Genomic DNA, 24980 nt, shown 5'->3' with positions numbered 1-24980 from the left:
ATTAACCCATGGACGCGCGCGAGGCGCTTACGAGGCCGCGCGGGCCATCAGATGCTCGTACTTCAGCATCAGCTGATCGTGCGTTTCCACGCGGTCGGGATCGTGCGGGATGCACTCCACCGGGCAGACCTCCACGCACTGCGGGTTGTCGAAATGGCCGACACACTCGGTGCAGAGGGCGGGATCGATCACGTAGTACTGCTCGCCGAGCGAAATGGCCTTGTTCGGGCACACCGGTTCGCAGACGTCGCAGTTGACGCAGGTATCGAGGATGATCAGGGACATGCGCGCATTTTAGCGCGTTTACGAGAAGGGCGCCCTGAGGCGCCCTTCGTTTACGCGATTCGCGTCCGAAACGATTACATCGCGACGAAGCGGACCGTAGCGCCGGTCGGCGTCAGGGCGTCGGTGACGCGCTGCTGGTCGGCCTGGTCGCCGATGAACAGGATGATCACGCCCTTGAACGAACCCGCGTTGGCGCTCTTGAAGGCTTCGACGATGAGGTCGGCGGTCTTGGCCGACTCCGGGCCACCGAAGACGAGCATGTTGCCCGGCGTGACGCCGCGGGCCACGGTGCCCTGCACGTTCTCGAGCTGACGCGCGCGACCGTCCTGGCCGTTCTGGTCGTCACCGGCCGGGACGAAGTACGGGAACGGCCGATCAGCCGTCATGCCCTGCATGTTCTTCCGCACGATCTGGCCGAAATACTGGCTCCAGGCCTTGGTGTCGGTCGGGTTGGACGGCTTGGCGACGGCAGCTTCCTGCGTCGTGGCGGCCTGATCGGCATCTTCGGACTTGTTGCAGGCCGAGAGGGCCAGGGCGGCGGTCAGGGCCACGGACGCGGCGAGGACGAACTTACGCATGATGATCACCTTTGATTTCAAGAGTTGCGCCAGCGTTGGCGCATGGCCTGCTGCACCGCCGGATGCACGAAGCCGGAGATATCGCCACCCAGGCGACCGATTTCACGCACGAGCGAGGAAGAGATAAAGCTGTATTGCTCCGCCGGGGTCAGGAACAGCGTCTCGGCCTGAGGAATCAGGTGACGGTTCATGCTGGCGAGCTGGAATTCGTATTCGAAGTCCGACACGGCGCGCAGGCCGCGAAGGATCACACCCGCGCCGATTTCCGTTACGAAGTGGGCGAGCAGGCAGTCGAAACCGCGCACCTCCACGTTCGGCAGGTCGGCCAGCGCCAGACGGGCCAGCGCGATGCGCTCGCCCAGGCTGAAACCGGGGCCCTTGTTACGACTCTCCGCCACCGCGACCACGATCCGGTCGAACAGCGGCGCGGCACGCGACACGAGGTCGGCGTGACCGTTCGTGATGGGATCGAACGTGCCCGGATAAACGGCAAGTCGGGGATTGGCCGGCGGATGAGTCATGGACACTGGGGTCAGGGAAAACGCGGGCTAGCTTAGCGGATCGGCCGGGGCGCGGCGATAGAGGGTGTACGTCACCTCTCCCGCCTGACCCTGCCGGTGCGCGAGCCACGTCGGGGGCAAGGTGAAGACCGCGCCACGCGGCGACTCCACGTAGATCCAGGCCGTCGGCGTCAGCCAGCCCCCGCTTTCGAGCTGTGCGGCGGCGCCGGCCCAGGCATCCAGCGCGAAAGGCGGATCGAGAAAAACCAGATCGAACGGCTTGCCGGATCCCTTCAGCCAGCGAACCGCGTCATCGCCGACCACCTCTCCGTCGGTCTTCAGCCGCGACAGGTTCGCCTTGAGCGCCGCCGCCAGCCGGGGCTCCCGCTCGACGAAGGTGACGCTGCCCGCGCCGCGCGACAGGGCCTCGATGCCGAGGGCACCGGTGCCGGCGAAGGCGTCGAGGCAGCGGGAGCCCGCCACCACCGGCCGCAGCCAGTTGAACAGGGTTTCCCGCACGCGCTCGGCCGTGGGGCGCAGCCCCGGCAGATCGGGCACGTCGAGCCGGGAGTTGCGCAGGTTTCCGCCGATGACGCGGATGCGGCCGGAGGCGGTCATCGCTCAGCGGCCAGTGTGGGCGGGAGTGCTAGCATTCGCCTATTGTCTTTGAATCCCTCCCGCAATGCTCAAGTTCTGGAAGAAGAAGCCCGCCGAACCGGCGACGACCGAGGCCCCGGCAACGGATGAGCGCGTCGATCGCGCCGCCGACCCCGCCGCCACCGACCTGGGCAGCCTGGTCGCCGAGGCGCTGGCGGAAACGGTAGCCCCCGAGCCCGAGGCTCCCGAGGTCGAGCCCGAGGCGGAAGACACCCTCGTTGCCGAGGCCGCGCATGAGGCCACACCCGCGCCCGAGGCGTCCGCAAAGCGCAGCTGGCGCGACCGGCTGTCCGGCAGCGGTTTCGCCAGGAGCCTGGGCGCGCTGTTTGTCCGCCACCCCAAGCTCGACGACGACCTGCTCGACGAGCTGGAAACCGCCCTGATCACCGCCGATGTCGGCGTCGAAGCCAGCACCCAGCTGGTCGAGGGCCTGCGCAAACGCATGCACAAGCGCGAGTTCGCCGACGCCGGCGCGATGCTCAAGGTGCTGCGCGACGAACTGGTCGCGCTGCTCAAGCCGGTGGAAAAGCCGCTCGACGTCTCGACGCACAGCCCGTTCGTCATCCTCACCGTCGGCATCAACGGTGTGGGCAAGACCACGACCATCGGCAAGCTCGCGCGCCGCTACGTCGACGAAGGCCGCGGCGTAATGCTCGCGGCGGGCGACACCTTTCGCGCCGCCGCCGTCGAACAGCTGAAAACCTGGGGCGAGCGCAACAAGGTTCCGGTCGTCTCGCAGGGCCAGGACGCCGACTCCGCCAGCGTCATCTTCGATGCCCTGCAGGCGGCGCGCTCGCGCGGCACGCAGGTGCTTATCGCCGACACCGCCGGTCGTCTGCACACGCAGGGCGGCCTGATGGATGAACTGGGCAAGATCGTCCGCGTCATGAAGAAGCTCGACGCCGCCGCGCCACATGAAGTCCTCATGGTGATCGACGGCACCACCGGTCAGAACGCCATCAGCCAGCTCCGCCAGTTCCGCGACACGGCGGGTGTCACGGGACTCGTGGTGACCAAGCTCGACGGCACGGCCAAGGGCGGCGTGATGTTCGCGCTCGCCCGCGAGTTCAGCCTGCCGATCCGCTACGTCGGACTGGGCGAAACCGCCACCGATCTGCGCGTGTTCGACGCCGCCGCTTTCGTGGACGGCCTGCTCCCTGCCAACCTTGGCGGCTGAGTGACGCGCATGCATGACAGGTCGCTGCCGTGAACCGGCGACTACGCATCGGATTGCTCGCCGTCGGCGGGCTGCTCATGGGCATCCTCGTCGCGGCACTGGTCGCCACTTATGTGGTTCTGCAGCCGGAACGGTTCACGGCGATGCTGCAATCGCGTGCCGAGGAGGCGGGTCTCGACCTCGGGCTGGCCAGCCCGGCCAGTCCGACGCTCTGGCCCAAGCCGGCGCTCGAGCTCGAGGGACTGACCTTGCGCGCCCGTGGCTCGGGCACACCTCTGATCGTCGCTTCGCGCGGCAAGCTGGTGCTGCCGTGGCGCACGTTGCTCGGTCAGGACACCACGGTGTCGCGACTCGAAGTGGAAGGCGCGCGCATCGACATGGACGCCGTGTCCGCGTATATCGACACGCTCCCCTCGCGACCGTCGACCGCGGGCGCGATCCTGCCGGGCATCGACGCGGGGTTCCGCGTCACCCGTGGCACGCTGACCCGGGGCAACCGTCTTCTCCTGTCCAACGTGGACATCGACGCGGGCCGCCTGGCCGATGGCCGTGTGTTCGACCTCAGACTCGCGGCATCGTCCAGCGAGAAGCCGTACTCGATGACGCTTCGCACGCGCCCGGTCCTTTCGCGTGGCGTGCTCACGCTCAACGATCTCACGCTCGATCTCGCCAGCCAGGATCGCTTCGCCGCGAGCCTGCGCGGCGAAGCCACCTGGCGCGGCGGTGCGGACGTCGGTGCCTCACTGGCCGGGCGCATGACACGGCACGATGCGTCGCCTTTCGACGTGGTCCTCAACGTCACACCCGCGAATCAGCAGGATCCCCTGTTCGTCGCGCTGAAGCTCGACGGTCCGACCGACCATGCCGACCTGCGCGTGCCACCGCTGGCCGTGGCCGAATGGTGGAGCGGCATCAACGCGGGCGGCGCACCGACGCTTCCGCCCCTGCTTGGCAGCGTCGACGCGGCGGCCGTCGACACCGACAGCGTGCACATCAAGGGCTTGCGTATCCGCGCGACGCCGGACGTCACGCCGGCAACCGCGCCAGCGTCAGCGAGCACCGCTTCGCGCCCGGCCACCGGGCTCACGCCGTGAATCCGTTCGCCCGTGAACTGCTGCGCTGGTACGACCACCACGGACGCAAGGACCTGCCCTGGCAGCATCCGCGCGATGCTTACCGCGTGTGGCTGTCCGAGATCATGCTGCAGCAGACCCAGGTGGTCACCGTCATCGGTTACTTCCAGCGGTTCGTCGAGCGGCTGCCTACGCTGGCCTCGCTTGCCGAAGCCGACGAGGACACCGTCCTCGCACTCTGGTCGGGGCTCGGCTACTACCGGCGAGCACGGTTTCTGCACCGTGCCGCGCAGCTGTGCGTCGAACGTCACGCCGGTGAGCTGCCGCGCGATCTCCATGCGCTGATCGCCCTGCCCGGCATCGGCCGCTCCACCGCCGGCGCGATCCTGGCGCAGGCCTATGGGCTGCGCTTCCCCATCCTCGATGGCAACGTCAAGCGCGTGCTGACCCGCTATCACGGCATCGCCGGTCACCCGGGCGAAAGCGCGGTCGAGAAGCGCCTGTGGATTCATGCGGATGAGCACACACCGGCGACCCGTACCGCCGACTACACGCAGGCGATCATGGATCTCGGCGCCACCGTCTGTGTGCGCAGCAAGCCGGCCTGCATGCTCTGCCCGCAGGCGGCCACCTGCGTCGCGCATCGTGACGGACTGACCGCCGTACTGCCCACCGCCAAGCCCGGCAAAAAGGTACCCACGCGCGCCCTCGCGATGCTGTTGTTGCGCGACGCGCAGGGTCGGGTGCTGCTGGAGAAGCGTGGCCCGCAAGGCGTGTGGTCCGGCCTGTGGAGTCTGCCCGAGGCACCCGATGCCGACGCCGCGCCGACGGTCGCGCTCCGCCTGGCACGCGTCGGCTCGGCCGATCCCCTGCCCGCCTTTACCCACGTCTTCAGCCACTACCGGCTGGACGTTTCACCCATCCTGTTCGACCATGCGACCCCGCTGACCGCCGTGGCAGACCGCGACGACCAGCGCTGGTGCGCCCGCGACGAGCTCACCACGCTCGGCCTGCCGGCACCCGTCCGCACGCTGCTCGACAACCTTCCGGAGATATCCCCATGACGCGCATGGTCCACTGCGTAAAGCTCGGCCGCGACGCCGAAGGCCTCGACTTCGCCCCCTGGCCCGGCGACCTGGGCAAACGCGTCTACGACAGCGTCTCGAAAGAAGCGTGGGCCCAGTGGCTGTCCCACCAGACCATGCTGATCAACGAGATGCGCCTGTCGCCCCTCGACCCGAAGACGCGCACGTTCCTCAGCGGCGAAATGGAGAAGTATTTCTTCGGCGGCGATGTGGTTCAGCCCGCCGGTTACGTCCCGCCTGAACAAGAGGCTTGACGCCGGAGCCCGCACCCGATTTAATACGCGGCTCCACTCGCCGCAACGATCGTTGCAGGCACCTGTGGCTCGGTAGCTCAGTTGGTAGAGCAGGGGATTGAAAATCCCCGTGTCGGCGGTTCGATTCCGTCCCGAGCCACCATTCCCATCAGATACTTAGAAGAAGCCTGCCAGAGCTGTAGGTCGAATGGAGCGGATCTGTGCCCATTCGGTGCCCGTTCCTATCGAGTACTGACTTTGGGCGAAACACATCGTCGAACCGCGAGCGATGGAGGTTTCTCGAATCCTGCAAGATTCCAGCGTCTGCCTAGGTTTCGCCGGGGCTAGTTGCAACTTAGCTGCTTGACGAGGGTGACGGCGGTCGCATGCGCAAGCGACGACACATCACTGATCAAGGTGCCAACCATCTCTACCAAGTGGCACCGGCCTTAGGCTCCATTGCCGCTAACAATTCACACCAAAACCCTTCGATCGCGACCGCGTATTCGCGGACATGACGCTCAGTTACGAACACATCGTCACCGAGAAGCGGGGTATACACGCGGGGTGACATACTAAATGCCACCCCGGCAACGCCCCCGACACGGCAGAACAGATCCGGAGCCAGCGATGCGAGCTCGCGGCTACTCTTACCCTCGCCGTGCTTTAACGTGTTCGCGAGGTGCCGCAATTCTTCAAGCTTCCCCCAGCTCGCAAAGGACTTGGTACAAATGCCCTTTTTATAAAGCCTGCTATGAATCTCATCGTGCTTCAGCAACTTGGTGTCGTTCTGCTCCCGCCAATGCAGCAGCTCTTGTCGGTGAAAAGTCAGTAAGTGCTGTTCGAACAGGTGGTACAAGAACAATGCGCAGCAATTGAGGATTCCTTGCTCCATCCCGGTAAGGTTGAGGTAATACTCAACCTCGGCCTCACGAACAGCGTCCGCAACTTCAGCTTCGCTTATATCGGGATCACCCCAATCCGACATTGCGCGATCCCATAGCTCCTTACCGTAGCTCTGGGCCTCCTCCCCCGCCGATGCGAAAGTCGGTATTAGGCGCGCAAGAAAAACGTCTACCACTCGATGGCTGGCAGGGACGAACTCGCGTTCAAATCGGTGTCGCCACATGTGCAGGTTGTGGCCCACTGCGGATATGGCGCCCGAGCCAATCGATGAGGCCATCATTCGTTTCCTAGATTCGTGCGGTGACCCTCTTCGACAAGCTCCTTGTACAGAGCAACCCACTGCGCCCCACCACCCCGCTTTACGATCTGCTCAACGATAAGAAGCGCTTCAAGATGCCGACCGCCTTGATCGATTTTTCGCACGATCGACTGAAGCCTTCCTCGGAAGTCGTCAGAAAATTCGTAGTTCTCTAGGAAGGCCTCGACTATCCGCTGCACGTTCAGCGCATTCTTGCCGCCTAAGCGATCCAATGACTCCAAGAACTCATCGCTTCCGTAGCTAGAATGTGCGTACGAGGCGATAGGCAGCAGCCAGCTCATGTCGTCGTCAGACAGCGATGGCAGGAACGAGATGAACCGCGCAGCCACTCTCAGAAGCTTTTTTCGCGCTGTCGCATCTTCGAGGCCGAAAGCGACTACCGACCTAGCGAAATCCGTCACACGCGAGACCTGTTCGTCGCTTATTTTCTCGCTCGACCAGCGAGAAATCGTAGATGCGACCTCGATGAGGTCATCGATTCGATCGCTAGAAAACATCTCGGCCAACTCGGGAGAATGGACTTCAACGAGGCCCCAACCGTAGGCCAAAGCGATGCGTTCGAGCAAACGTTCCCGAGCACTTCCCTTGATATGCTCCGATCGAAGAGCCCTCCGTGGAACATTCGCCTCCCGTAGAATCTCGTAGAGTCTCCCATTGGCGTTTGCGAATGAGAGCCCGGCGATAGCGCACACAAAATTGTCGCTGTGCGCTTCTGAGAAAATTCGCTGGATGTTCTCGGAAACCCAGTCGGAATCGACATATATAAGCTGCGCCAAGTACGACGCCAATAGGGTGGAGGATTCAAGACACCCGCCATCGCCGCAGCAGGCGACTTCCGCGTCAAGTTCGCCCTTAAGCGCCAACCAGACATCCAGATGCGTTTTCTCTACCTTATCCGCATCACGACAACGCCGCAGGACGAACTGTAAAAGCGCTTCGACGGCCATACCGCGCGAATTGTTGATTGCGCTCGTCATAGGATCATCGGACATCGAGATACCCGGTGCGTTCGCCTTAACCGCAAGCACGATAGAGAGCATCAAGTCACAGTCAGATTCCAACAAGGGAATGGTGTCGTCCGACGCCAGTTTCTTGACCACTTCGACAATGACCGGGGGGATCCAGTCCCTATCCGGCTCAAAGCGGCCGGCATCCTCAGCCGCTTCCTCCCAAAATTGGGCAGACCCCACCAAGCCTTGCAGATAAGGTAAAAATGCATCGAGAAGTGACCGACGTAGAGTCAAGTCTTCACTTGATTTCAGTCCATCCAGGGCGTTCGCGTAGCCTCGAATCAAAGCGGCGCGCTCAGTGCTGCGCAGGGCTCGCAGCTTTCAACGTTGTCGGCACGAGTCAAGCTTTCCGTGGCTAAGTTAACGGCTGAGAGGAAAGGTGTAGAGATCGACTATCGAGGAATTCTTCATCCATCCAAGGAGTGGAGTTCTCACCCCAATGGCCGCCGCATCTACAGTCATATCTCCGCTTTGGGCTCGAAGTTTGTCACGACAAATTACGACGACTGGTTGGATATCGCTCTGCCGACAGTTGACCTCGACATCGGAGATGGGCGCGACAGGGCGAGCGAGAGCAAACGTCCGGAACAACGAGATGATCGTGCAGGAACTCGCGGAAATGGAGGCGTTGGCTCGTGGCTGAACTTACCGCAAACCAGAAATCTTTAGTCGGCTACATGAAGAAGAGTGAGCAGCATGCCGCTCACGGTTTTCACGAGGGAATCTAGGGCTCGATCCGCGAATTCGGACCAACGAGGGCACCCGGCGATGTTGGAGACGCCAGCTCCAATAAAAGGGACTAACGTCCCCCGAGTCGCCGCCTCAACGAGGCCACTTGGCACCTCGGGAATCGATCTAATCTGGCTCGACACTGGTCCCCACTCCTTGTCTGGGCTAGCAGTCCGCGCTCGCCTGCGGTGAAGTTTGACCTAACTGGTCTGCGTCCAACAGGGTGCCGCGAGTATCGCAATGTATACGTATAGACAGGTCGACATTTCTATCGAAAGTCCTATCAGAGAAGGCGTCTCAAGAGGCGTAAGGAAACAATATAACGGTTAGGACAACCAGGTTCGCTCTGACGCTCACCGCCGGCAGCCCCTGGGAGCGCGATGCGAAAAAGCCCGCGAGAATAATTGTATCCGGGTTTTTCTAGGAGATCCTTCAACCGGCAGATTGATCGACCCGAGCACGACAGCCTGACCGCCCGGCGCCATATCAGACAGTCGACCGGACCCACCGACACGCGAGGGGCTTAGGAGACTTGGAAAGTTCGTAACCTGAACGACCACTCGGCCTCCATTTCGGAGGGCGGCTCTCCTGCCTTTGGCGGACTTCACGAGTCCATGCCGCAGCCCCCATCATCAGGCCGATCGCCCTTCAACGAAGCCCCGAAACATGTGCGCCGCCGATGTAACTGCAACCCAATTCTGGCGACGGCCTCTACTCCTACCACCGCCGGATACCCGCGTTGAGGATCGTGCCTTCTTCCTCGAGCGTGTCAACGACATTCGAGTGGTCGCGCTCACCCTCCTCCTGTAAGAGCGTCGAGCCAATGACGCAAGGGCGAAATCCTCATGCAACAGGTTCAACCAGCCGCTATCATGCCCTCAGCCCAAGGTCGCTCCTGCGACCCATCTCAAGGAGTCGAGGATGCCGAGCCAATGAGTCCCTTGCCGAATCAATGTCTCGCGGTTCTGACGGCCGCGGCGCTATCCAGCGCAGCCGCGTCAGCGAGCGCCACCGTCCTTTCGGTTGTACTGCCCGCGCAAAGCGGCATCAGTGCTTACAGAGCAACGGCGCCCGCGCCCGCTTCTACGACACCCGCCACGCCCCCAGAAGGACCTCGCATGACTCCTGTTGCCCCTCAGCACTCGGCGGCTGCCGCCCATGCCACCCAAGTGCTGATCAGCTTCCTCACTAGCCTGAATTCAACTGCTGAAATCACGCCTGAGCGGGTCGGGAAACAGTTTGGTGGCACGCTGATTCCGGATGACGATTCGCTCGCTTATCGGAGCCCAGACCTCGGCAACGGATGGATCTACGGCGTAAAAGTCATTCCGCCGAAGAAAGCCTTCAAGCCCGGTTTCGGTTTTTGGTTCTACAACCCCGACCGCTCTGCCGACCCGTCAACCGTCTGTAGTCTCACGATGGCCGCCCTGCGACAAGACCTAGTGGCCCATGGCTTCGTCGAGAAGTCGTCACCATCGGAGATCGGCGGCATCGATTGGGTGAATTTCGTCAGGAACGACGTCTGGCTCACCGTAACCCGCCGGGACGTAGTTCAGGGCCCGGGTGAGAGCTTGTGCGTTATGAGCCTTCAGACCGACGACAGTCTCTGAAAGAACAGGAGGTTCCCATGGCATCCCCGAACTCGGCCCTTGAAGCGGCCATTCATCACTTTGCGCAGCAACCGGGTGTCACGCCAGCGGACGTGAACCAGTTACGAGCCGCAATGGCATCTGATGCCGACCTGACGACCAACCTCGGGAAGTCGGCCTCATCGGGTGCGTTGAACGGTTTCGCACTTTCGCCTGCCGAGAGTGCGGATCGCCCGGTAGGCGATTACGACCGCGCCGTCGGCATCGTGACGCTGCCAACATCTTCCGTGCGCGCCTCGTCGACGGAGGTCCGTGCGGTGCTGAGCGTGCAGTCCATGATCGTGGACTTCGGCGGAAAATCCTTCGCTGATACGTCGGGTGCTAAGCATCCTGTGACTGCGGACATGCTGACCAATCTGCAGGACACAATGAACGGTTCGCCCGTCCTGGCGGATGAACTCAAGCGGGCCGCCACGACTGCCGCGCCGCCACAGCCGAAGCAGGGGCCGCACCGTATCCTCGAGTCGTTTGAGTTCACCTCTCCCACGTCTGGCACCGGCGGCAGCTACAGCGTGTCGAATCACGCCATGAATCTGCCAAGCGACGCACTGACCAGCGCGCCACCCCACTCGCCAGGCATCGGTTACCGGCCGAATGATCTGACGTTCGTCATTGGGCACGAGATACAGCACGGCTTTAACGCTCAGGCCGCCGAGCAAGCGCGCGCGCTCTATACACAAGATGTGCGTGCGATAGCGAAGACACTAGGCCCCGTCCATGACTACACGGCGCTGGTCGAGAGGCATATTCAATCTGGGCGTGAGGATGAGGCCAAAGCCGAAATCGCAGGTTGGAACGCACTGCGCAGTCGCGTTGAGCGCCAGAACGGATCGGTCACCCTGACCGACATGCGACAGGCTGCCCAGCAGCGCGTCGACGACTTCGTTGAAAGCACTAACAACAAACTCGTACCACGCGCGAATGTTTCCTTGAATGCCGACCTGACCATGTCGCAAACGCCTGCCAACGTCGCCGCGATGGGACATAACTATTTCGATCGCCCCGTCTCGCCCACAAATGGCGATAACCGGCAAGCAATGCATCTTGGGCACGGAGGCGTTTCTGACTACGCCAACTATTACGCCGGGTGGGCTGTCGCGACCATCAGCGTCGAAGAGCAGAATGCAGCCCACAGGCATGGCGTTAAGCCCCAAGTTCAGATCAACATGGCGCACGCGGGATTGCGCGAATCCATGATGGAACAAGGCGGTTTGAACCTCGAGCCGTCCAGACAATCCGTTCCTTATCTGGACAGCAGTACACAACCCGCCGTCCCGCACACCTTCGACCATACGGCCGACGGTCCCAATCAATTTCAGTATGTACCCGTGGCGCCCGCACGACTGGACGAGCCTGACCACGCCGACCATGCACTGTTCAAGCAAGCCCGTGGACACGTGGCGGCACTGGACCAAAGCCTCGGGCGGACGCCCGACCAGCACACGGATCAAATCTCGTCGGCACTCGCTGTGCAGGCGCGTTTCGACGGCTTGCACCGCATTGATCAGATCGCCCTATCCACAGACGGCAACAGGCTCTGGGCGGTGCAGATGCCACCCGGTCGGACGGATCACCTGTTTGATCTGCGAACCAGCGTGCCGACGACCGAAGCGATGACGCCCATGCATGAGAGTGCTGCTAAATGGCCCGACGCCATGCAGCAGTTCCAGCAGACGCAACAGCAGCAAAACGCGCTCAGCCAGCAAATCACACAAGATCAAGCGCATACTCAAGGACCTGTGATGAGCCACGGTGAACTGCCCCGCTAGTCCGCTACCGGTCGCTAACAGGCGGCATTACTTGCGCCGTTGGCATGACCGCGGCGCTCGCTCCCCTCTTTACATGACTGGCAAGCGGCAGCCCGCCGCCCTCTCACACACCTTCGCCACCCAACGCAAACAAAAAAAGCCGCCCGTGGGAGCGGGCGGCGATCCGAGGATTTGCAGCGGGTCCTTCCCTGGACCGTTTGTCTGGTTACGCGATCACTGAAGTGGCGCTGATCAGAAGTCGTATGTCGCCGTGAGGCGGGCATAGCGCGGCGTCTGGTAGTACTGACCCAGGTCGTAGTTGTTGTTGACCGTGGTCGGTGCCGACTCGTACGTCGAGAAGCTGTTCAGCGGCTTGCGTTCGTTGGTCACGTTGAACACGCTCAGGCCGAAAGCCATCTTGCCGTCGAAGTAGCCCGGACGATAGGTAACGGCCAGATCGACCTGGCGGTACCACGGGTTGCGCTTCTCGCCCGGATGCGACGGCTGACCGTTGCAGTTGTGATAAGCCGAGCCGTAGCCGATCGGATCCGAGTCTTCCTCACCGTCTTCATAACCAAGGCACGACTTCGGCGCACCGGAGGCGAGACGAAGGTTGCCCGAGACCAGCCATTCCGGCGTCAGCTGATACGCGCCGTAAGCCTTGATCTGATGAGTACGGTCATTCGACAGCAGACCATTGGCGTAACGCATCAGCTCAGCCGAATCCCAGTCTTCCGTCTTCGAGATATCGGTCTGGCCGATGTCGGACTTGGTCTGGCCTTCGGTGTTGCCGTAGCTGCGCGAGAACGTGTAGTCCAGGCGCCCCTGCCACTTACCGTCGAACGGGTGCTCGAGGTACATGTCGAGCGCGTAGTAGGCACGCTTGGCGCCGGTCGAGAAGCCCCAGTCGTCCTTGCTCATCTTGACTTCGGTGCGACCCGAACCGTCGACGTTGGCGAGGCTGAAGGTGTTGGATGAGCCCGGGTTGAAGATCACGCAGCCAGGAATGACCACGGAGTTGGGATCGCCACCCTGCGCGGTGATCTTGTCTGCCAGCAGGCCGGTGTCGCAGACGTCGTCGATGGCGGTACGCAGCCTGCGCAACGTCACCTTGGCACCGGTGACCCAGCCGTCACCGAGGGTCTTGTCGAAGCCGATGATGCCTTCGTCCTGATACTGCGATTTCAGGTCACGCGCGCTGACCGCGATCGGGTCGACCGCCTGACCGTACTCGCCGTCCGACGACACGGCGCCCGGCGAGATCTCGGTCAGACCCGTGGGACGACCGAGCTGATCGATGCCGGTGTAGGTGTAGTAGATGTCGGTATACGTCGAGGGCGAGGCACCGCGCACGGCCACGTTGTTCGGCAGCGCGAGGTAGTAGCGGCCGAAGTTCGCGTACAGCTTCAGCGACGAGTCGCCGTAGACGTCCCAGCTGGCGCCCAGACGCGGCGCCCACTGCGCCGCATTGTTGACGTACGGACGGTTCTTGTCGTTGAAGTTCTTGAAGCGATCGTTGCGTACGCCGAGGCTCAGCAGCCAGCGGTCGGTCACCTGCCAGCGGTCTTCCAGGTACTGAGCCCTCTGGTCCACGGACATGCTGGTGACGGTGCTGAACACGCGCTGGGTGACGTAGTAGCCGTCACCACCCGGAGCGCCGACGCCGAGCGACGTGCTGATCGGAATGTTCTCGTTGCCAGCCGCCACCTTGCGATAGCGCAGGTAGTAACCCGGACCGCTGGTCGACGAGCCTTCGTTGCTCGCGTCGTAGCTCATGTTGTCGATACCGCCGGCGAGGTGGTGATCGCCGACCTGCCACTCGAGGTCGAGGCGAAGGCCATGCGTCTTGCTGCCGGCGTTCGGATCCTGCGCGGTCGACGACGAGTTGAGATTGGTGATCGGCGTGCCGCCGTTCAGAGCCGGGTTCTGCAGGTAAGGGCTGTCGATATACGGCTGCTGCGCAAGGCCCGGTGTCGGGTTCTGCAGATAGTCGTCGGTCCAGCCCTTGCCGTAGGTCGCGGTCAGCGTGATGTCGTCGGTGATGTAGCTGGTGTACTTGGCGATGGCGTACTTCGTGGTGATCTTGCTGGTGTCGGCATCCGAACCGAGCGGGCCACCCACGGTGCGCGTGTCGTAGTCGTAGCCGTAATACTTGCCGCGCTGCTCGTCGGTGGAATGGATACCCGTCAACTCGAGGATGTTCGAGTCGTTGATGTTCCAGTCGAGCTTGGCGTAGTACTTCGGCAGGTTGTACGTGTAGTGGTTGTTGGCCACCGGATTGGCTTCGACCGACGCCGTGCTCGTGCCTTCGGACTTCTCGGCTTCCGCGGCGACGAAGAAGAACAGCTTGTCCTTGATCAGCGGACCACCGACGTACGCGCTGTACGTGGTCGTCCACTTGGTGTTGTCCTGACGATTGCGGTAGATCGTGCCCGGAAGGGTGTCGTCGGCGTAGCCGTACCCGGCCGGGAGGGCCTTGTTCGAGTAATAGATGCTGCCCGGCGTCGACGAGGCGAACTTCGGCTCCCACAGCACCTGTGCACCGAAGTGCCAGTCGTTGGTACCGCGCTTGCCGACCTGGCTGATGACGCCGCCATCCGAGCGACCGTACTTGGCGCTGTAACCGCCCGTATAGACTTCCTGCTGATCGATCGCGCCGTACGGCAGACCGACGCCGCCAAGGTTGCGGTACGGGTCGGACGAGTTGTAGCCGTTGATGTAGTAGGCGTTCTCGGAGGCACCGGAGCCGCCGAACGACACGGTGCGGTAGCGACCGTTACCCAGGTTGCTCGAGCCCGGGACGGCACCCGGCGCCAGCAGGGCGATCGCCTCGGCATTGCGTCCCAGCGGAAGACGCGCCAGCGTCTGCGCGGTGACGACGGTGCGCGAATCGACCGCGGTGGTGTCGATGGGCGGCAGGCTGTTGGCCGTCACCGTCACCGAGTCCAGTGCCTGAGCACTGGCTGCGGTGGCCGGGGCCTGGAACGACACATCGGTGGCGCCACCGACCTTCAGCGCAACATCTTTGCGCGAATCGACGACGGCGCCATCGCGCTTGAGGCTGACGGTGTACGACCCGAGGGGAAGGTTGCCGATGCGATACCGGCCCTGTGCGTCGACCGGCACTTCGCGCGTAAAACCCGTGCTGCCGGTGACCGATACGGTTTCGCCTGCGGCCGCGGGTACCTGACCGAAGATGTCGCCGGTCGTGGACTGTGCAAACGCCGGTGCGGTCGCACCCACGCCAAGGGCGAGCGCTAGCGCCAGCGCGGACGGCCGAAGGCCTCCGCGACGGCGGATGATCTGGTGCTGCATTGGTGTCTCCCCGAAAAAACGACCCTTAGCAAGGGCCATTAAAAAGTTGCGCTTCGCCCGAACCCGCAAATAAAGAAACCTGGTACGTCCCGCCAGTCGCGCATGCTCCCCCGAGCCGACGCGACTTCAAGCTTTCCCATCGCGAGTCCGTGCGACGCGTTCACCTCGCCGCCGATGAGATGACGGTGTTTCATACATGAGGCACGTATGAACTTAGGGACTGGCAGCAGCCCTGTCAAACAAAAATTTGAGATTTTTCGTAAGAAATATTCCTAGACAGGTATTTCTCCGAAAGCGGGACCCGGTCAAGGACTTGGCAAGCGAAACCTGCCTCCCTCCTCTGGCCCCCACCCGTCTCAGATGTTGACGTCAGCGCCCTGCTCGCTGGCACAGCGCTTCAGGCTGTCTTCGAGGGCGCGCCTCTCGTCGATCCGCGCCTCCGGTACAGTCTCCTTCGCCAGCACGCGCCGCAGGTACAGCACGCGCGTGTCGACCGACGCCCGGAGTGCATCACGGGCGTCGTGGCCGCACGGAGTACGCGCCTTCCACGACGCAAGCTGGTCGATACGCGGCTTCAGCGCCTCGAGGCGAGCAGGCTGTGCGTCGACGGGGGCGTGTTCGAGATCGTCGACGCGCGCGGTCCAGTCCGCGGCCATGCCGCGAAGATCGCTGACATCGGCGCTGAGGGCGGCCGCATCGGATTTGCGGGCCCGGTGCGATTCACTGATCGCCAGGATCGCTGTCGTCGCCGACGCCACAAAAGCCACCAGAATGACGATGAGTGCCGTGCGGCGCCCATTCGCCTTCGAAGGCTCCGTCTGGGGATCGAGCTCGGTCATGTCGGTTTCCGGATGGCTGTCGATGGCAACGCCGTAGTTTGCCCCATTGCCGGCACCGCTGCGTCACGACGCAATGTCGCGCCTCGACCCTGTGACCCGGTCACGGCAATGACGTGTTTACGTGGCTATAGTCGGGTGCTCATTCCGAACCGAAGGACCCCGCCCGCCATGCCTCGTTTCCGTCAACTCGCGCTGATTGCCGGCCTCGCTGCCATCCTTGCCACACCCGCCATGGCGGAAGACCTCAAGGTCATGTCCTTCAACGTGCGCACCATGACCGGCAACGATGGCCTCAATGGATGGACGCATCGCCGCGACCTCTTCGCCGACACCATCCGTCAGCTGCATCCCGACGTGATCGGCACCCAGGAGCTGTATAAGGCGCAAGGCGACGACACGATCGACCGCCTGCCGGAGTACACGTGGTTCGGCCGCGATCGCTATGGCGATCATCGCGACGAGCACATGGGCATCTTCTATCGCAAGGATCGCCTGAAGATCGTCGAATCGGGCGACTTCTGGCTCTCCGACACTCCGGACAAGGTGGCCAGCATCACGTGGGGCAATATCTTCCCGCGCATGGTCAACTGGGCGCTTTTCGAGCGGACCTCCGATCACAAGCGGTTCTATCTGCTCGACACGCACTTCCCTTACCGCGATCAGGACGAAGATGCGCGTTCGCGCAGCGCACATGAGATCGCCGCGTGGATCGCGAAGCTCCCGGCGAATGTCCCCGTCATTCTCACCGGCGACTTCAACACGGGCCCGGACAGCGAAACGCATAAGGCGCTGACCGCTACGTTCAAGGACGCATGGATCGCCGCGCCGAAGCACGAGGGTCCGGCCGAGACCTTCCACGACTTCACCGGCAAGGCGACCAAGCGGATCGACTGGATCCTTTATCGCGGTGTCGAGGCGAACTCGGTACGGACGATTACGGTGTCGAAGGACGGCCGTTATCCCTCGGATCACTTCCCGGTGCAGGCCGACTTCACCCTCTGACGTGGAACACCGGCCTGCGGCGCCTCTTTCCCGATGATGCGACGACGGTGGTAGCGAACGCGTCGGCGGAAACCGTCGACACTCCGAAGCGCCACCGTCTTCGCGGACGAGCGCGGTGCCCGAAAGACGCGGCCTGCCAGCTGGATGCCCCAGCGATCGAACGTGCGATCGAACACCATCGCGGCGGTGATGACGACCACGAAGGTCGCCGGGACGGTGAGCATCGCCGCGGCGACCGGATCGAGGGCCAGCCGCCCCGCCATGACGGTGAAAAACCAGGCCGAGAAGCTCAGCAGGATCGGCAGGTGGACAAGATAGAACGCATACGAGATGCGCCCCATGAACTGCGCGGGCCGGCTCTGCAAGACACGGTCGAAGCTGCCGCACCGGACGACGTATAGCAACAGAATGCCGCCGACGACGTTGAAGAATGCTTTGCGCTCGTTGTCCGCAAGCGGCAGCACGTGCGTCCAGTCGTACCAGGGCGATACGTCGAAGCCACCGCAGATAATCGCTCCGACGACGGCCAGGGCCAGCAGCGGTTTCGACGTCGTGAGGCGTGCCTCGCCAACATGGCTGCCGGCAAGGAACGCCGTGTAGTAAGGCCAGTCATGGGGAAAGAACCACGCGAGCAACGCCACCGCGAACGCGAAGTTGAGCGGCGCCGCACGCCCTGGCAGCGTCAATGAGCGATAGGCGAAGACGAACATCGAGCCGAGCAGCTCGATCTTCATCGTCCAGAGGGTCGGATTGAAACGCGACCATCCACCGAGAATCGTGCCGTACGTGCCATCGCGCAGCGCCTCGATGAAGTCCGGCGGCTTCTTCCAGAAATCGGCCAGCCAGGTCGAACCGGACAGGTGACCCGCCTCGACCGCGTGACTCCACCCCATCGCCATGACGAACCAGGCGAACATCACCGACCCGAAGATCGGTACGCCGAGGCGCAGGTATCGGCGCGAGGCGCGCAACCGGAAGGTCGCGGTGTCTCCGGTCTCGATGAACGACTTGGTCAGCACATACCCGCTGAGCACGAAGAAGATGCATACCGCGAACTGGCCGTTCCAAAGCACCGAAAGCGGCTGGAAGGCGATCACCTGATCGACCACGCCACGCATGGCGTCCGGCGTGGTGGTATCCGGGTAGATCCAGGCGAATCCGCCCGGCAGGAAAGCCAGGAAGAGATGGCACAAGAGCACGTTCACCGCGGCGAGACCGCGCAGGCCGTCGGCTGAGATGTCTTTACGCATCGACCTTCCCGCTGCAAAAAGGTCATGGAAACAAGCCCCGGTTGGCCGTACGGTGAACGCAGGTTCTTCCGTTCGGGCTGGCTTTGGGAAGATGACGGTCGCGTGAGGACTTGCGGAGCAGGCCGACGCCCGGCAAGAATCGGCCATCAATGCCGGGGGATACACCATGCGCCGCCTGATAGCCGCCGTGACTTTCACGTTTGCCGCGCTCTGTGCCTTTGCAGACTCGTCGGCCTCACAGACCCCGCCAGCTTCATATTTCGACAACACCGGACGCGACGACGTGCTCTCGGGCGGTCAGAAGTCGATCGTCATCGATACGCCCAAAGGCAAGTTCAAGGTCTGGACCAAGCGCGTCGGCAACAATCCGACGATCAAGGTTCTGCTCCTGCACGGCGGGCCGGGCGCCACGCACGAGTATTTCGAGGCGTTCGACAGCTACTTCCCCGGCGCCGGCATCGAGTATTACTACTACGACCAGCTGGGTTCGGCCTTCAGCGACAAACCCACCGATGAATCACTGTGGGAAATTCCCCGTTTCGTCGACGAAGTGGAGCAGGTCCGCCGGGCGCTTCACCTGGACAAGGACAACTTCTTCCTCCTCGGCCATTCCTGGGGCGGCGTGCTCGCGATCGAGTATGCGCTGAAGTACCCGCAGCACCTCAAGGGCCTGATCATCTCCAACATGGTCGACAGCATCCCCGCGTACAACGAGTACGCGAACAAGGTGCTCATGCCCGCCATGGACCAGAAGAAGCTCGCCCAGGTCAAGCGCATGGAGGCGGAGAAGAAGACCGCCGACCCGGCCTACATGGCACTGCTGATGCCGATGCACTATGAGCAGCACGTGCTGCGCATGCCGGCCGACCAGTGGCCCGAGCCCGTGGAACGCGCGTTCGGCCACATCAACGAGCAGATCTACGTCTCGATGCAGGGCCCCAGCGAACTCGGTGCCAGTGGCAAGCTGCTGCACTGGGACCGCAGCAAGGACCTGAAGAACATCAGGGTGCCCACGCTGGTCATCGGCGCCCGTTACGACACGATGGACCCCAGGTACATGGAAGCCATGGCGAAGAAGATGCCGGACGCGCGCTTCCTCCTTTGCCCCAGGGGCGCGCATATGGCGATGTACGACGACCAGACCACGTACTTCACGGGACTGATCGGATTCCTGAAGGACGTGGACGCGGGTAAACCGCTGCGCTGAGGCCTTGGTCCTTCGGCAGTCTTCGCTCCTGAGACGGCTTTCTGGCAACATCACCCGGTTAACGACGCGCTGATGCGCGCCAGCCGGACAGCCAAACCCATGAATCTGCAAGCCAATTACGAACAGATCCCGCTCAAGGACTACGCCGAGCGGGCCTATCTCGACTATTCCATGTATGTGGTGCTGGATCGCGCCCTGCCCTTCGTGGGCGACGGCCTGAAGCCGGTCCAGCGCCGTATCATCTACGCCATGAGCGAACTGGCGCTGGGCGCCACCGCCAAGCCGAAGAAGTCGGCCCGTACCATCGGCGACGTCATCGGCAAGTTCCATCCCCATGGCGACTCGGCGTGCTACGAGGCGATGGTCCTCATGGCCCAGCCGTTCTCGTATCGCTACCCGCTGGTCGACGGCCACGGCAACTTCGGCTCGCCGGACGATCCGAAGAGCTTCGCCGCCATGCGGTACACGGAGTCGCGACTGACGCCGATCGCCGAGGTGCTGCTCTCCGAGCTCGGCCACGGCACGGTCGACTGGGTACCGAACTTCGACGGCACCATGAACGAGCCCTCGTGGCTCCCGGCTCGCGTCCCGCACGTGCTGCTCAACGGCTCCATGGGTATCGCGGTCGGCATGGCCACCGATATCCCTCCGCACAACCTGCGCGAGGTAGCCAGCGCCTGTATCCGCCTGCTCGACGACCCCGACGCGACGATTGCCGACCTCTGCGAGCACGTACAGGGGCCCGACTACCCGACCGACGCCGAGATCATCACGCCACGCCGTGAACTCGCCGCCATGTACCAGAACGGTACCGGCTCGGTGCGCGCGCGTGCCGTCTACGTCCGTGACGAGGGCAACATCGTCATCACGGCGCTGCCGCACCAGGTGTCGCCTTCCAAGATCCTCGAGCAGATCGCCGCGCAGATGCGCGCGAAAAAACTGCCGATGATCGAAGACCTGCGCGACGAGTCCGATCACGAGAACCCGATCCGCCTCGTCCTCGTGCCGCGCTCCAACCGTGTCGACGTCGAAGAAATGATGCAGCACCTCTTCGCCACGACGGATCTGGAGAAGAGCTTCCGCGTCAACATGAACATGATCGGCCTCGACGGCCGGCCGCAGGTGAAGGATCTGAAAATGATCCTGAGCGAGTGGCTGCGTTTCCGTACCGATACGGTCACGCGCCGGCTCACTCATCGTCTGGGCCGCGTCGAGCGTCGCCTGCACCTGCTTGAAGCGCTGCGCATCGCTTATCTCAACATCGACGAAGTCATCCGCATCGTCCGTACCGAGGACGAGCCGAAGCCGGTGCTGATGGAGCGCTTCCGTCTCGATGACGAACAGGCCGACTACATCCTCGAAACCAAGCTGCGCCAGCTGGCCCGCCTGGAAGAATTCAAGCTCAACGAAGAGCGCGACAAGCTCGAAGAAGAGCGCGCGCGCATCAACGTGCTGCTGAAGTCGCCGGCCAAGCTGAAGAGCCTGATCAAGGAAGAGCTGCGCGGCGACGCCGAGAAGTTCGGCGATGAGCGCCGCTCGCCCCTGATCGAACGCAGCGTGGCCCAGGCCCTGGACGAGAGCGCGCTGGTCGCCTCCGAGCCGGTCACCGTCGTCCTGTCGCAGAAGGGCTGGGTACGTGCCGGCAAGGGCCACGAGATCGATGGCGAAGCGTTGTCCTACCGCGACGGCGACAGCCTGCTGGCGATCTCGCGTGCGCGCACCACGCAGCAGGTCGCCTTCATCGACTCGACCGGTCGCGCTTACGCCACGGCGGCACATACGCTGCCTTCCGCACGCGGAAACGGCGAGCCGCTGACCGGCCGTTTCAGTCCACCTGCCGGCGCCCGCTTCGACGCGGTGGTCACCGCCGACAACGACACCCGCATCGTCCTTGCCACGGACTTCGGCTACGGCTTCGTGACGCGTTTCGAGGCGCTCACGGGTCGGCAGAAGGCGGGCAAGCAGATCATCAGCCTGAGCGATGGCGCGCGCGTGCTCGCCCCGGCGATCACCGCGGACCCGTCGCGCGACCGTATCGTGGTCGTCACCGGCGAAGGCCACCTGCTCATGTTCTCGGTGGCCGAGCTGCCGGAACTGGACAAGGGCAAGGGCAACAAGCTGATCGAGATTCCGAAGGCCAAGCTGGCCTCGGGCGAGGAACGCGTCGTTGGCGTGGCCGTTGTCACCGAAGGCAAGGGCGAGGTCACGCTGTACGCGGGACAGCGCAAGCTGACGCTGAAGTGGGCCGATCTGGTCGAGTACGGCGGCAGCCGTGCCACTCGCGGCGGCGTACTGCCGCGCGGGCTGCGTCGCGTGGAGCGGATCGAAACCACCGGTTGATCGCGTGGTTTCGTGAACCCGGCGGGCCGCGGTCGAATGCGGCCCTGCCGGGGCCATCGGCGTCAGGGCCGGCGATACGGCTCTACAGCCGGGTGACGCTCCAGGACATCATCCGCCCGTCCTTGTACGGCATCACCCCGTGAAACGGCCGCGGGTCGCCATCGAAGACCAGTGGCAGGAAGTGACGGTCGCCTTCCCACATCGGCAGGGCGTCCAGCCCATCCACCGGCACCCACTCGAGCGCACCCTCGGGGTTGGACTCCATCGGCGTGCCGCTGTAACGGTCGATGATGAAAATGAAACCCAGCCAGTCCTCGCCGTGCTTGCCGAAGCCCGGCCAGTTCAGCGTGCCGCGCAGACGCATTTCCTGGCATTCGATGCCCGCCTCCTCGAGGATTTCGCGGCGCATGCAGGCGGCGATATCTTCGCCGGGTTCCATCTTTCCGCCGAGGCCGTTGTACTTGCCCAGGTGGTGATCGTCCTTGCGGGCGTTGCGATGGATCATGAGCACACGCTGGCCGTCTGGCGAGAGCACGTAGCCGAGCGTGGCGACGATGGGCGTATAGGGCATGGCGATGACGCTACCGGGGAAAAACCCGGGAGTTTACGCCCTCCAGGCGCGAAGACGCCGTCTGGCCCCTTGCGCCGCCCGTCCGACCCGGCGACCATCGGCGCATGCCCCACCCGCCTCTTCCCCGCGTGACCCCCGCTTTCCTCCTCCGCGCCATGGTCGCCGCCGCCGTCACCGCGTCAGCCATGGGCTGTGCGCCGGCCGCCGATGCCGTCGACAGCCGCGAGGTGGTGTTCGACAGCCAGTCGTACTTCGCCGTCACCGTCGACACCCGGCAGGAAGACATCGAACTGCACTGGCGCAACCCCGACACCGCCCAGCCCTTCGGCAGCATCGAGGCACTGAAGACCTGGACCACGAGTAAGGGCCGGCCGCTGTCGTTCGCGACCAACGCGGGCATCTACGATCGCGACTACAAGCCGCTGGGCCTCTACGTCGAAGACGGCAAGGCGCTGGTCCCGCTCAACCTCGCTCATGGCAATCCGCGCTCCGGCAACTTTTCGCTGCTGCCCAACGGTGTCTTCGCCGTCTATGACGACGGCAGTGTCGAGGTGCGCACGACGGAAGCCTTCAAGGCCGCCGCGCGCAAACCGCGCTGGGCGACGCAGTCGGGACCGATGCTGGTGATCGACGGCGAGGTCAACACGCAGTTCGACAACGGATCGGACAGCATGAAGTGGCGTAGCGGCGTCTGCGCGAAGTCATCGCATGAGGCCGTCTTCGTCGTCAGCCGGGCGCCCGTGAACTTCCACAGTTTCGCCCGGCTGTTCCGCGACGAACTGGGCTGCCGGGACGCGCTGTTTCTCGATGGAACCATCTCGCAGGCGTTCACCCCGGATGACGGCTACGCCGGTGCGCCCGCCTTCATGACCAGGCCCTACGCGGGCATGGTCGCGGTGTTCCCCAAGGGCCGATAACCCTAGCGATAAGGCAGACTGACGGTCATGCCGTCCGACCACCCGACACGCGCCTTCGCACGGTAGGTCGGGTCGTACGACAGCTGATACGAGGTGCAGGCCGGCCCGTTGGCGCAGGTGTTCAGTCCGGCCTCGTACACCACGTGGTACGGGAGCTTGCGCCCTTCGTTGCCGGCCAGCGGAATTTCCCAGACGATTTCGTGCCGGGGGTTGAGTGTCGAGGCGAGAGCCGTGACGTCGGCCAGGCTTCCATGGTATCGGCGCGCCAGGATCCACTGAAACAGCGCCGGTACGTCGGGCGTCCACCACGTGCTGCGATAGGACTCGTTGACGGCGCTGCTCCGCACGCGCACCAGAGGCAGGTCGATGCCCGCCGACGTGGATTCGGTCCGCATCAGGTTGAAGCCGAAGGTCATCGAGATGCCCTGCTTGCCCTCCGAATCCATCGAGCGCGAGAATTTCACCTCGCCGCCGAAGGCCCAGCTTTCGCCGAACGACACGTTGACGCTGCCACCGGACGAGTCCTGCGGAAAGAGCTTGCGGAGTACCGGAGCCACCGGGCAGTCGTCCGGCCGGAAGGCGCGCGGTGCGTCACACCGAAAGACATGGGTATCGCCGGTCGCCGGAAACGTCGAGTTCAGCGGCCACGCGGTCACGACATCGCGGTGTTCGATGCTGCCCCAGCCCGAATGGATCGCCACGTCCATCAGGTACCGGAGTTCGTTCCGGGACGGGTCGAGGAAGGCGTGAAACCCGTCGCGCCGGGTGAACCCGGTTCCGGCGCCGTCGCCCAGCGTCTTGGCCCACAGCAGGTAGCTTGCCGTGCCGCCCTGCGTCTGATCCTCGCGACGAATCAGCGCCCATTCGGTCGCCAGCGTCAGGCGGGGCACGTCGGACGGGGCGAACGGCTCGATGGTGAACTGCGGTGCCTCGGCACGGTGCAGCGACAACGTCCCGTACTGGCACCAGCGACGGACCTCCCGGCGGAAATCGTGACGCTCCTCCGAGCTGGGCAGGCGCCCGTCGAACAGGACGCGCAGCATTTCGCGACTGAAGCTGCGGCAGACCGATGAAGGCGATGCGGCGAGCACGCGGAAGTCGACGTGTCGTCCTTCGCGCGGGGCGGCAGCGAGCGGGGCGGCAGCGCGCGGGGTTCGACGGGCGGCAGGCAGGGGATCGTCCCACGGCCAGCGCGAGAGTGCGGCCTTGCGCGCCGCATCGTCCTCACTGTTCAGACCGAAGATGCCCAGCCCCGTGGCGGCGTCGAGGAGGATCGTGTTCGTTTCCGGCCATACGCGGACGAACGATGGCCGCATGAGCGCGAGGACGTCCGGAGACCCGGCCAGCGCGATCCGACCGCCCTCGCCGACGAGCCTGTCCAGGTGACCTCGCACGACGTCCGGCGTATCGGTCGCCTCGACGGTCAGGATCGTCACGGATGGAACGCTGACCTCATCGACCGAGAGGGCGAATCCGGGGAGTGGCGCCAGGGCGCATAGCAGCGCGGATGCCACGAAGCAGTGCCTCATGCTGTTCTTCCTTGAACGGTTGGGTGGCGAATGCTCGCACCCGAAGGGCGCACACGCTGCC

At 63.6% G+C, this 24980-nt stretch carries 21 protein-coding genes and 1 tRNA gene; 11 read left to right on the top strand and 11 right to left on the bottom strand.

What is annotated here, in order from left to right; genetic code table 11:
• Positions 1-27: 27 nt before the first annotated feature.
• The 4 genes from BLT40_RS00200 to rsmD all read right to left on the bottom strand — a co-directional run bounded on the left by BLT40_RS00200 (position 28) and on the right by rsmD (position 1981).
• Positions 28-285, bottom strand: a complete 258-nt coding sequence (locus tag BLT40_RS00200; protein WP_036111140.1) for a YfhL family 4Fe-4S dicluster ferredoxin — start codon at positions 283-285, stop codon at positions 28-30.
• Between the two features lie 74 nt (positions 286-359).
• On the bottom strand, positions 360-863 hold the full coding sequence (locus tag BLT40_RS00195; protein ID WP_036111138.1) for a hypothetical protein: 504 nt from the start codon (positions 861-863) through the stop codon (positions 360-362).
• A gap of 17 nt (positions 864-880) precedes the next feature.
• On the bottom strand, positions 881-1384 hold the full coding sequence (gene coaD, locus BLT40_RS00190; protein ID WP_036111135.1) for a pantetheine-phosphate adenylyltransferase: 504 nt from the start codon (positions 1382-1384) through the stop codon (positions 881-883).
• Positions 1385-1411: 27 nt separating this feature from the next.
• Positions 1412-1981 carry a 16S rRNA (guanine(966)-N(2))-methyltransferase RsmD gene (rsmD, locus tag BLT40_RS00185; RefSeq protein WP_090350636.1) on the bottom strand — a complete coding sequence of 190 codons (570 nt, stop codon included), beginning with the start codon at positions 1979-1981 and terminating at the stop codon, positions 1412-1414.
• A 64-nt stretch (positions 1982-2045) separates the two neighbouring features.
• On the opposite strand from rsmD, the gene ftsY reads away from it, so the two are divergent.
• The 5 genes from ftsY to BLT40_RS00165 all read left to right on the top strand — a co-directional run bounded on the left by ftsY (position 2046) and on the right by BLT40_RS00165 (position 5751).
• Positions 2046-3197, top strand: a complete 1152-nt coding sequence (gene ftsY / locus BLT40_RS00180; RefSeq protein WP_090350632.1) for a signal recognition particle-docking protein FtsY — start codon at positions 2046-2048, stop codon at positions 3195-3197.
• Positions 3198-3226: 29 nt separating this feature from the next.
• A complete protein-coding gene (locus BLT40_RS20465) occupies positions 3227-4291 on the top strand; it encodes an AsmA family protein (protein ID WP_255363901.1) in 1065 nt (354 codons plus the stop codon).
• Positions 4288-5334 carry an A/G-specific adenine glycosylase gene (gene mutY, locus BLT40_RS00175; protein ID WP_255363900.1) on the top strand — a complete coding sequence of 349 codons (1047 nt, stop codon included), beginning with the start codon at positions 4288-4290 and terminating at the stop codon, positions 5332-5334. Before BLT40_RS20465 ends, mutY begins: the two co-directional genes overlap by 4 nt.
• On the top strand, positions 5331-5609 hold the full coding sequence (locus tag BLT40_RS00170; RefSeq protein WP_036111120.1) for an oxidative damage protection protein: 279 nt from the start codon (positions 5331-5333) through the stop codon (positions 5607-5609). The genes mutY and BLT40_RS00170 overlap by 4 nt, the downstream gene beginning before the upstream one ends.
• A 66-nt stretch (positions 5610-5675) precedes the next feature.
• Positions 5676-5751, top strand: a tRNA-Phe gene (locus BLT40_RS00165).
• Positions 5752-6018: 267 nt separating this feature from the next.
• Here the strand turns inward: BLT40_RS00165 and BLT40_RS00160 are convergent.
• On the bottom strand, positions 6019-6771 hold the full coding sequence (locus tag BLT40_RS00160) for a hypothetical protein (RefSeq protein ID WP_090350624.1): 753 nt from the start codon (positions 6769-6771) through the stop codon (positions 6019-6021).
• Complete coding sequence (locus BLT40_RS00155; protein WP_143025806.1) at positions 6771-8108, bottom strand: hypothetical protein; 1338 nt, start codon at positions 8106-8108, stop codon at positions 6771-6773. Before BLT40_RS00155 ends, BLT40_RS00160 begins: the two co-directional genes overlap by 1 nt.
• Before the next feature lie 1562 nt (positions 8109-9670).
• On the opposite strand from BLT40_RS00155, the gene BLT40_RS00150 reads away from it, so the two are divergent.
• Together BLT40_RS00150 and BLT40_RS00145 are read left to right on the top strand one after the other, a co-directional pair.
• A complete protein-coding gene (locus BLT40_RS00150; protein ID WP_090350617.1) occupies positions 9671-10162 on the top strand; it encodes a hypothetical protein in 492 nt (163 codons plus the stop codon).
• A 17-nt stretch (positions 10163-10179) separates the two neighbouring features.
• Positions 10180-11970 carry an XVIPCD domain-containing protein gene (locus BLT40_RS00145; protein ID WP_090350614.1) on the top strand — a complete coding sequence of 597 codons (1791 nt, stop codon included), beginning with the start codon at positions 10180-10182 and terminating at the stop codon, positions 11968-11970.
• A 231-nt stretch (positions 11971-12201) separates the two neighbouring features.
• Here BLT40_RS00145 and BLT40_RS00140 read toward each other — a convergent pair whose 3' ends face one another.
• Together BLT40_RS00140 and BLT40_RS00135 are read right to left on the bottom strand one after the other, a co-directional pair.
• The gene (locus BLT40_RS00140; protein WP_090350610.1) at positions 12202-15264 is read right to left on the bottom strand and encodes a TonB-dependent receptor; all 3063 of its coding nucleotides are present in this window, start codon (positions 15262-15264) and stop codon (positions 12202-12204) included.
• A 356-nt stretch (positions 15265-15620) separates the two neighbouring features.
• Entirely contained in the window at positions 15621-16103 is a 483-nt protein-coding gene (locus BLT40_RS00135; RefSeq protein WP_090350607.1) for a hypothetical protein, read from the bottom strand.
• 168 nt (positions 16104-16271) lie between these two features.
• Between BLT40_RS00135 and BLT40_RS00130 the strand changes: the two genes are divergently transcribed.
• Positions 16272-17105 carry an endonuclease/exonuclease/phosphatase family protein gene (locus BLT40_RS00130; protein ID WP_090350603.1) on the top strand — a complete coding sequence of 278 codons (834 nt, stop codon included), beginning with the start codon at positions 16272-16274 and terminating at the stop codon, positions 17103-17105.
• Here BLT40_RS00130 and BLT40_RS00125 read toward each other — a convergent pair.
• A complete protein-coding gene (locus BLT40_RS00125; RefSeq protein ID WP_176809058.1) occupies positions 17072-18355 on the bottom strand; it encodes an acyltransferase family protein in 1284 nt (427 codons plus the stop codon). The genes BLT40_RS00130 and BLT40_RS00125 overlap by 34 nt on opposite strands.
• Positions 18356-18521: 166 nt before the next feature.
• Between BLT40_RS00125 and BLT40_RS00120 the strand changes: the two genes are divergently transcribed.
• Entirely contained in the window at positions 18522-19562 is a 1041-nt protein-coding gene (locus tag BLT40_RS00120; RefSeq protein ID WP_090350596.1) for a proline iminopeptidase-family hydrolase, read from the top strand.
• A 99-nt stretch (positions 19563-19661) separates the two neighbouring features.
• The gene (gene parC, locus BLT40_RS00115; protein ID WP_090350593.1) at positions 19662-21902 is read left to right on the top strand and encodes a DNA topoisomerase IV subunit A; all 2241 of its coding nucleotides are present in this window, start codon (positions 19662-19664) and stop codon (positions 21900-21902) included.
• A gap of 82 nt (positions 21903-21984) precedes the next feature.
• On the opposite strand, the gene BLT40_RS00110 is transcribed toward parC, so the two are convergent.
• On the bottom strand, positions 21985-22473 hold the full coding sequence (locus tag BLT40_RS00110) for an NUDIX hydrolase (protein ID WP_090350589.1): 489 nt from the start codon (positions 22471-22473) through the stop codon (positions 21985-21987).
• A gap of 104 nt (positions 22474-22577) precedes the next feature.
• On the opposite strand from BLT40_RS00110, the gene BLT40_RS00105 reads away from it, so the two are divergent.
• Positions 22578-23390: a phosphodiester glycosidase family protein gene (locus tag BLT40_RS00105; RefSeq protein WP_343123885.1), complete on the top strand. Its 813-nt coding sequence runs from the start codon at positions 22578-22580 to the stop codon at positions 23388-23390.
• Between the two features lie 2 nt (positions 23391-23392).
• Here the strand turns inward: BLT40_RS00105 and BLT40_RS00100 are convergent, their stop codons facing one another.
• Complete coding sequence (locus BLT40_RS00100) at positions 23393-24919, bottom strand: hypothetical protein (RefSeq protein WP_090350582.1); 1527 nt, start codon at positions 24917-24919, stop codon at positions 23393-23395.
• Between the last annotated feature and the right edge of the window lie 61 nt (positions 24920-24980).

It is taken from the genome of Dyella sp. 333MFSha, assembly GCF_900102405.1.
GTDB lineage: Bacteria > Pseudomonadota > Gammaproteobacteria > Xanthomonadales > Rhodanobacteraceae > Luteibacter > Luteibacter mycovicinus.
This window is presented reverse-complemented; position numbering and strand designations above follow the sequence as displayed.

Coding starts and splice junctions, on each gene's coding strand:
- BLT40_RS00200 (WP_036111140.1), bottom strand. CDS start 285: ATGTCCCTGATCATCCTCGATACCTGCGTCAACTGCGACGTCTGCGAA.
- BLT40_RS00195 (WP_036111138.1), bottom strand. CDS start 863: ATGCGTAAGTTCGTCCTCGCCGCGTCCGTGGCCCTGACCGCCGCCCTG.
- coaD (WP_036111135.1), bottom strand. CDS start 1,384: ATGACTCATCCGCCGGCCAATCCCCGACTTGCCGTTTATCCGGGCACG.
- rsmD (WP_090350636.1), bottom strand. CDS start 1,981: ATGACCGCCTCCGGCCGCATCCGCGTCATCGGCGGAAACCTGCGCAAC.
- ftsY (WP_090350632.1), top strand. CDS start 2,046: ATGCTCAAGTTCTGGAAGAAGAAGCCCGCCGAACCGGCGACGACCGAG.
- BLT40_RS00170 (WP_036111120.1), top strand. CDS start 5,331: ATGACGCGCATGGTCCACTGCGTAAAGCTCGGCCGCGACGCCGAAGGC.
- BLT40_RS00160 (WP_090350624.1), bottom strand. CDS start 6,771: ATGGCCTCATCGATTGGCTCGGGCGCCATATCCGCAGTGGGCCACAAC.
- BLT40_RS00150 (WP_090350617.1), top strand. CDS start 9,671: ATGACTCCTGTTGCCCCTCAGCACTCGGCGGCTGCCGCCCATGCCACC.
- BLT40_RS00145 (WP_090350614.1), top strand. CDS start 10,180: ATGGCATCCCCGAACTCGGCCCTTGAAGCGGCCATTCATCACTTTGCG.
- BLT40_RS00140 (WP_090350610.1), bottom strand. CDS start 15,264: ATGCAGCACCAGATCATCCGCCGTCGCGGAGGCCTTCGGCCGTCCGCG.
- BLT40_RS00135 (WP_090350607.1), bottom strand. CDS start 16,103: ATGACCGAGCTCGATCCCCAGACGGAGCCTTCGAAGGCGAATGGGCGC.
- BLT40_RS00130 (WP_090350603.1), top strand. CDS start 16,272: ATGCCTCGTTTCCGTCAACTCGCGCTGATTGCCGGCCTCGCTGCCATC.
- BLT40_RS00125 (WP_176809058.1), bottom strand. CDS start 18,355: ATGCGTAAAGACATCTCAGCCGACGGCCTGCGCGGTCTCGCCGCGGTG.
- BLT40_RS00120 (WP_090350596.1), top strand. CDS start 18,522: ATGCGCCGCCTGATAGCCGCCGTGACTTTCACGTTTGCCGCGCTCTGT.
- parC (WP_090350593.1), top strand. CDS start 19,662: ATGAATCTGCAAGCCAATTACGAACAGATCCCGCTCAAGGACTACGCC.
- BLT40_RS00110 (WP_090350589.1), bottom strand. CDS start 22,473: ATGCCCTATACGCCCATCGTCGCCACGCTCGGCTACGTGCTCTCGCCA.
- BLT40_RS00105 (WP_343123885.1), top strand. CDS start 22,578: ATGCCCCACCCGCCTCTTCCCCGCGTGACCCCCGCTTTCCTCCTCCGC.
- BLT40_RS00100 (WP_090350582.1), bottom strand. CDS start 24,919: ATGAGGCACTGCTTCGTGGCATCCGCGCTGCTATGCGCCCTGGCGCCA.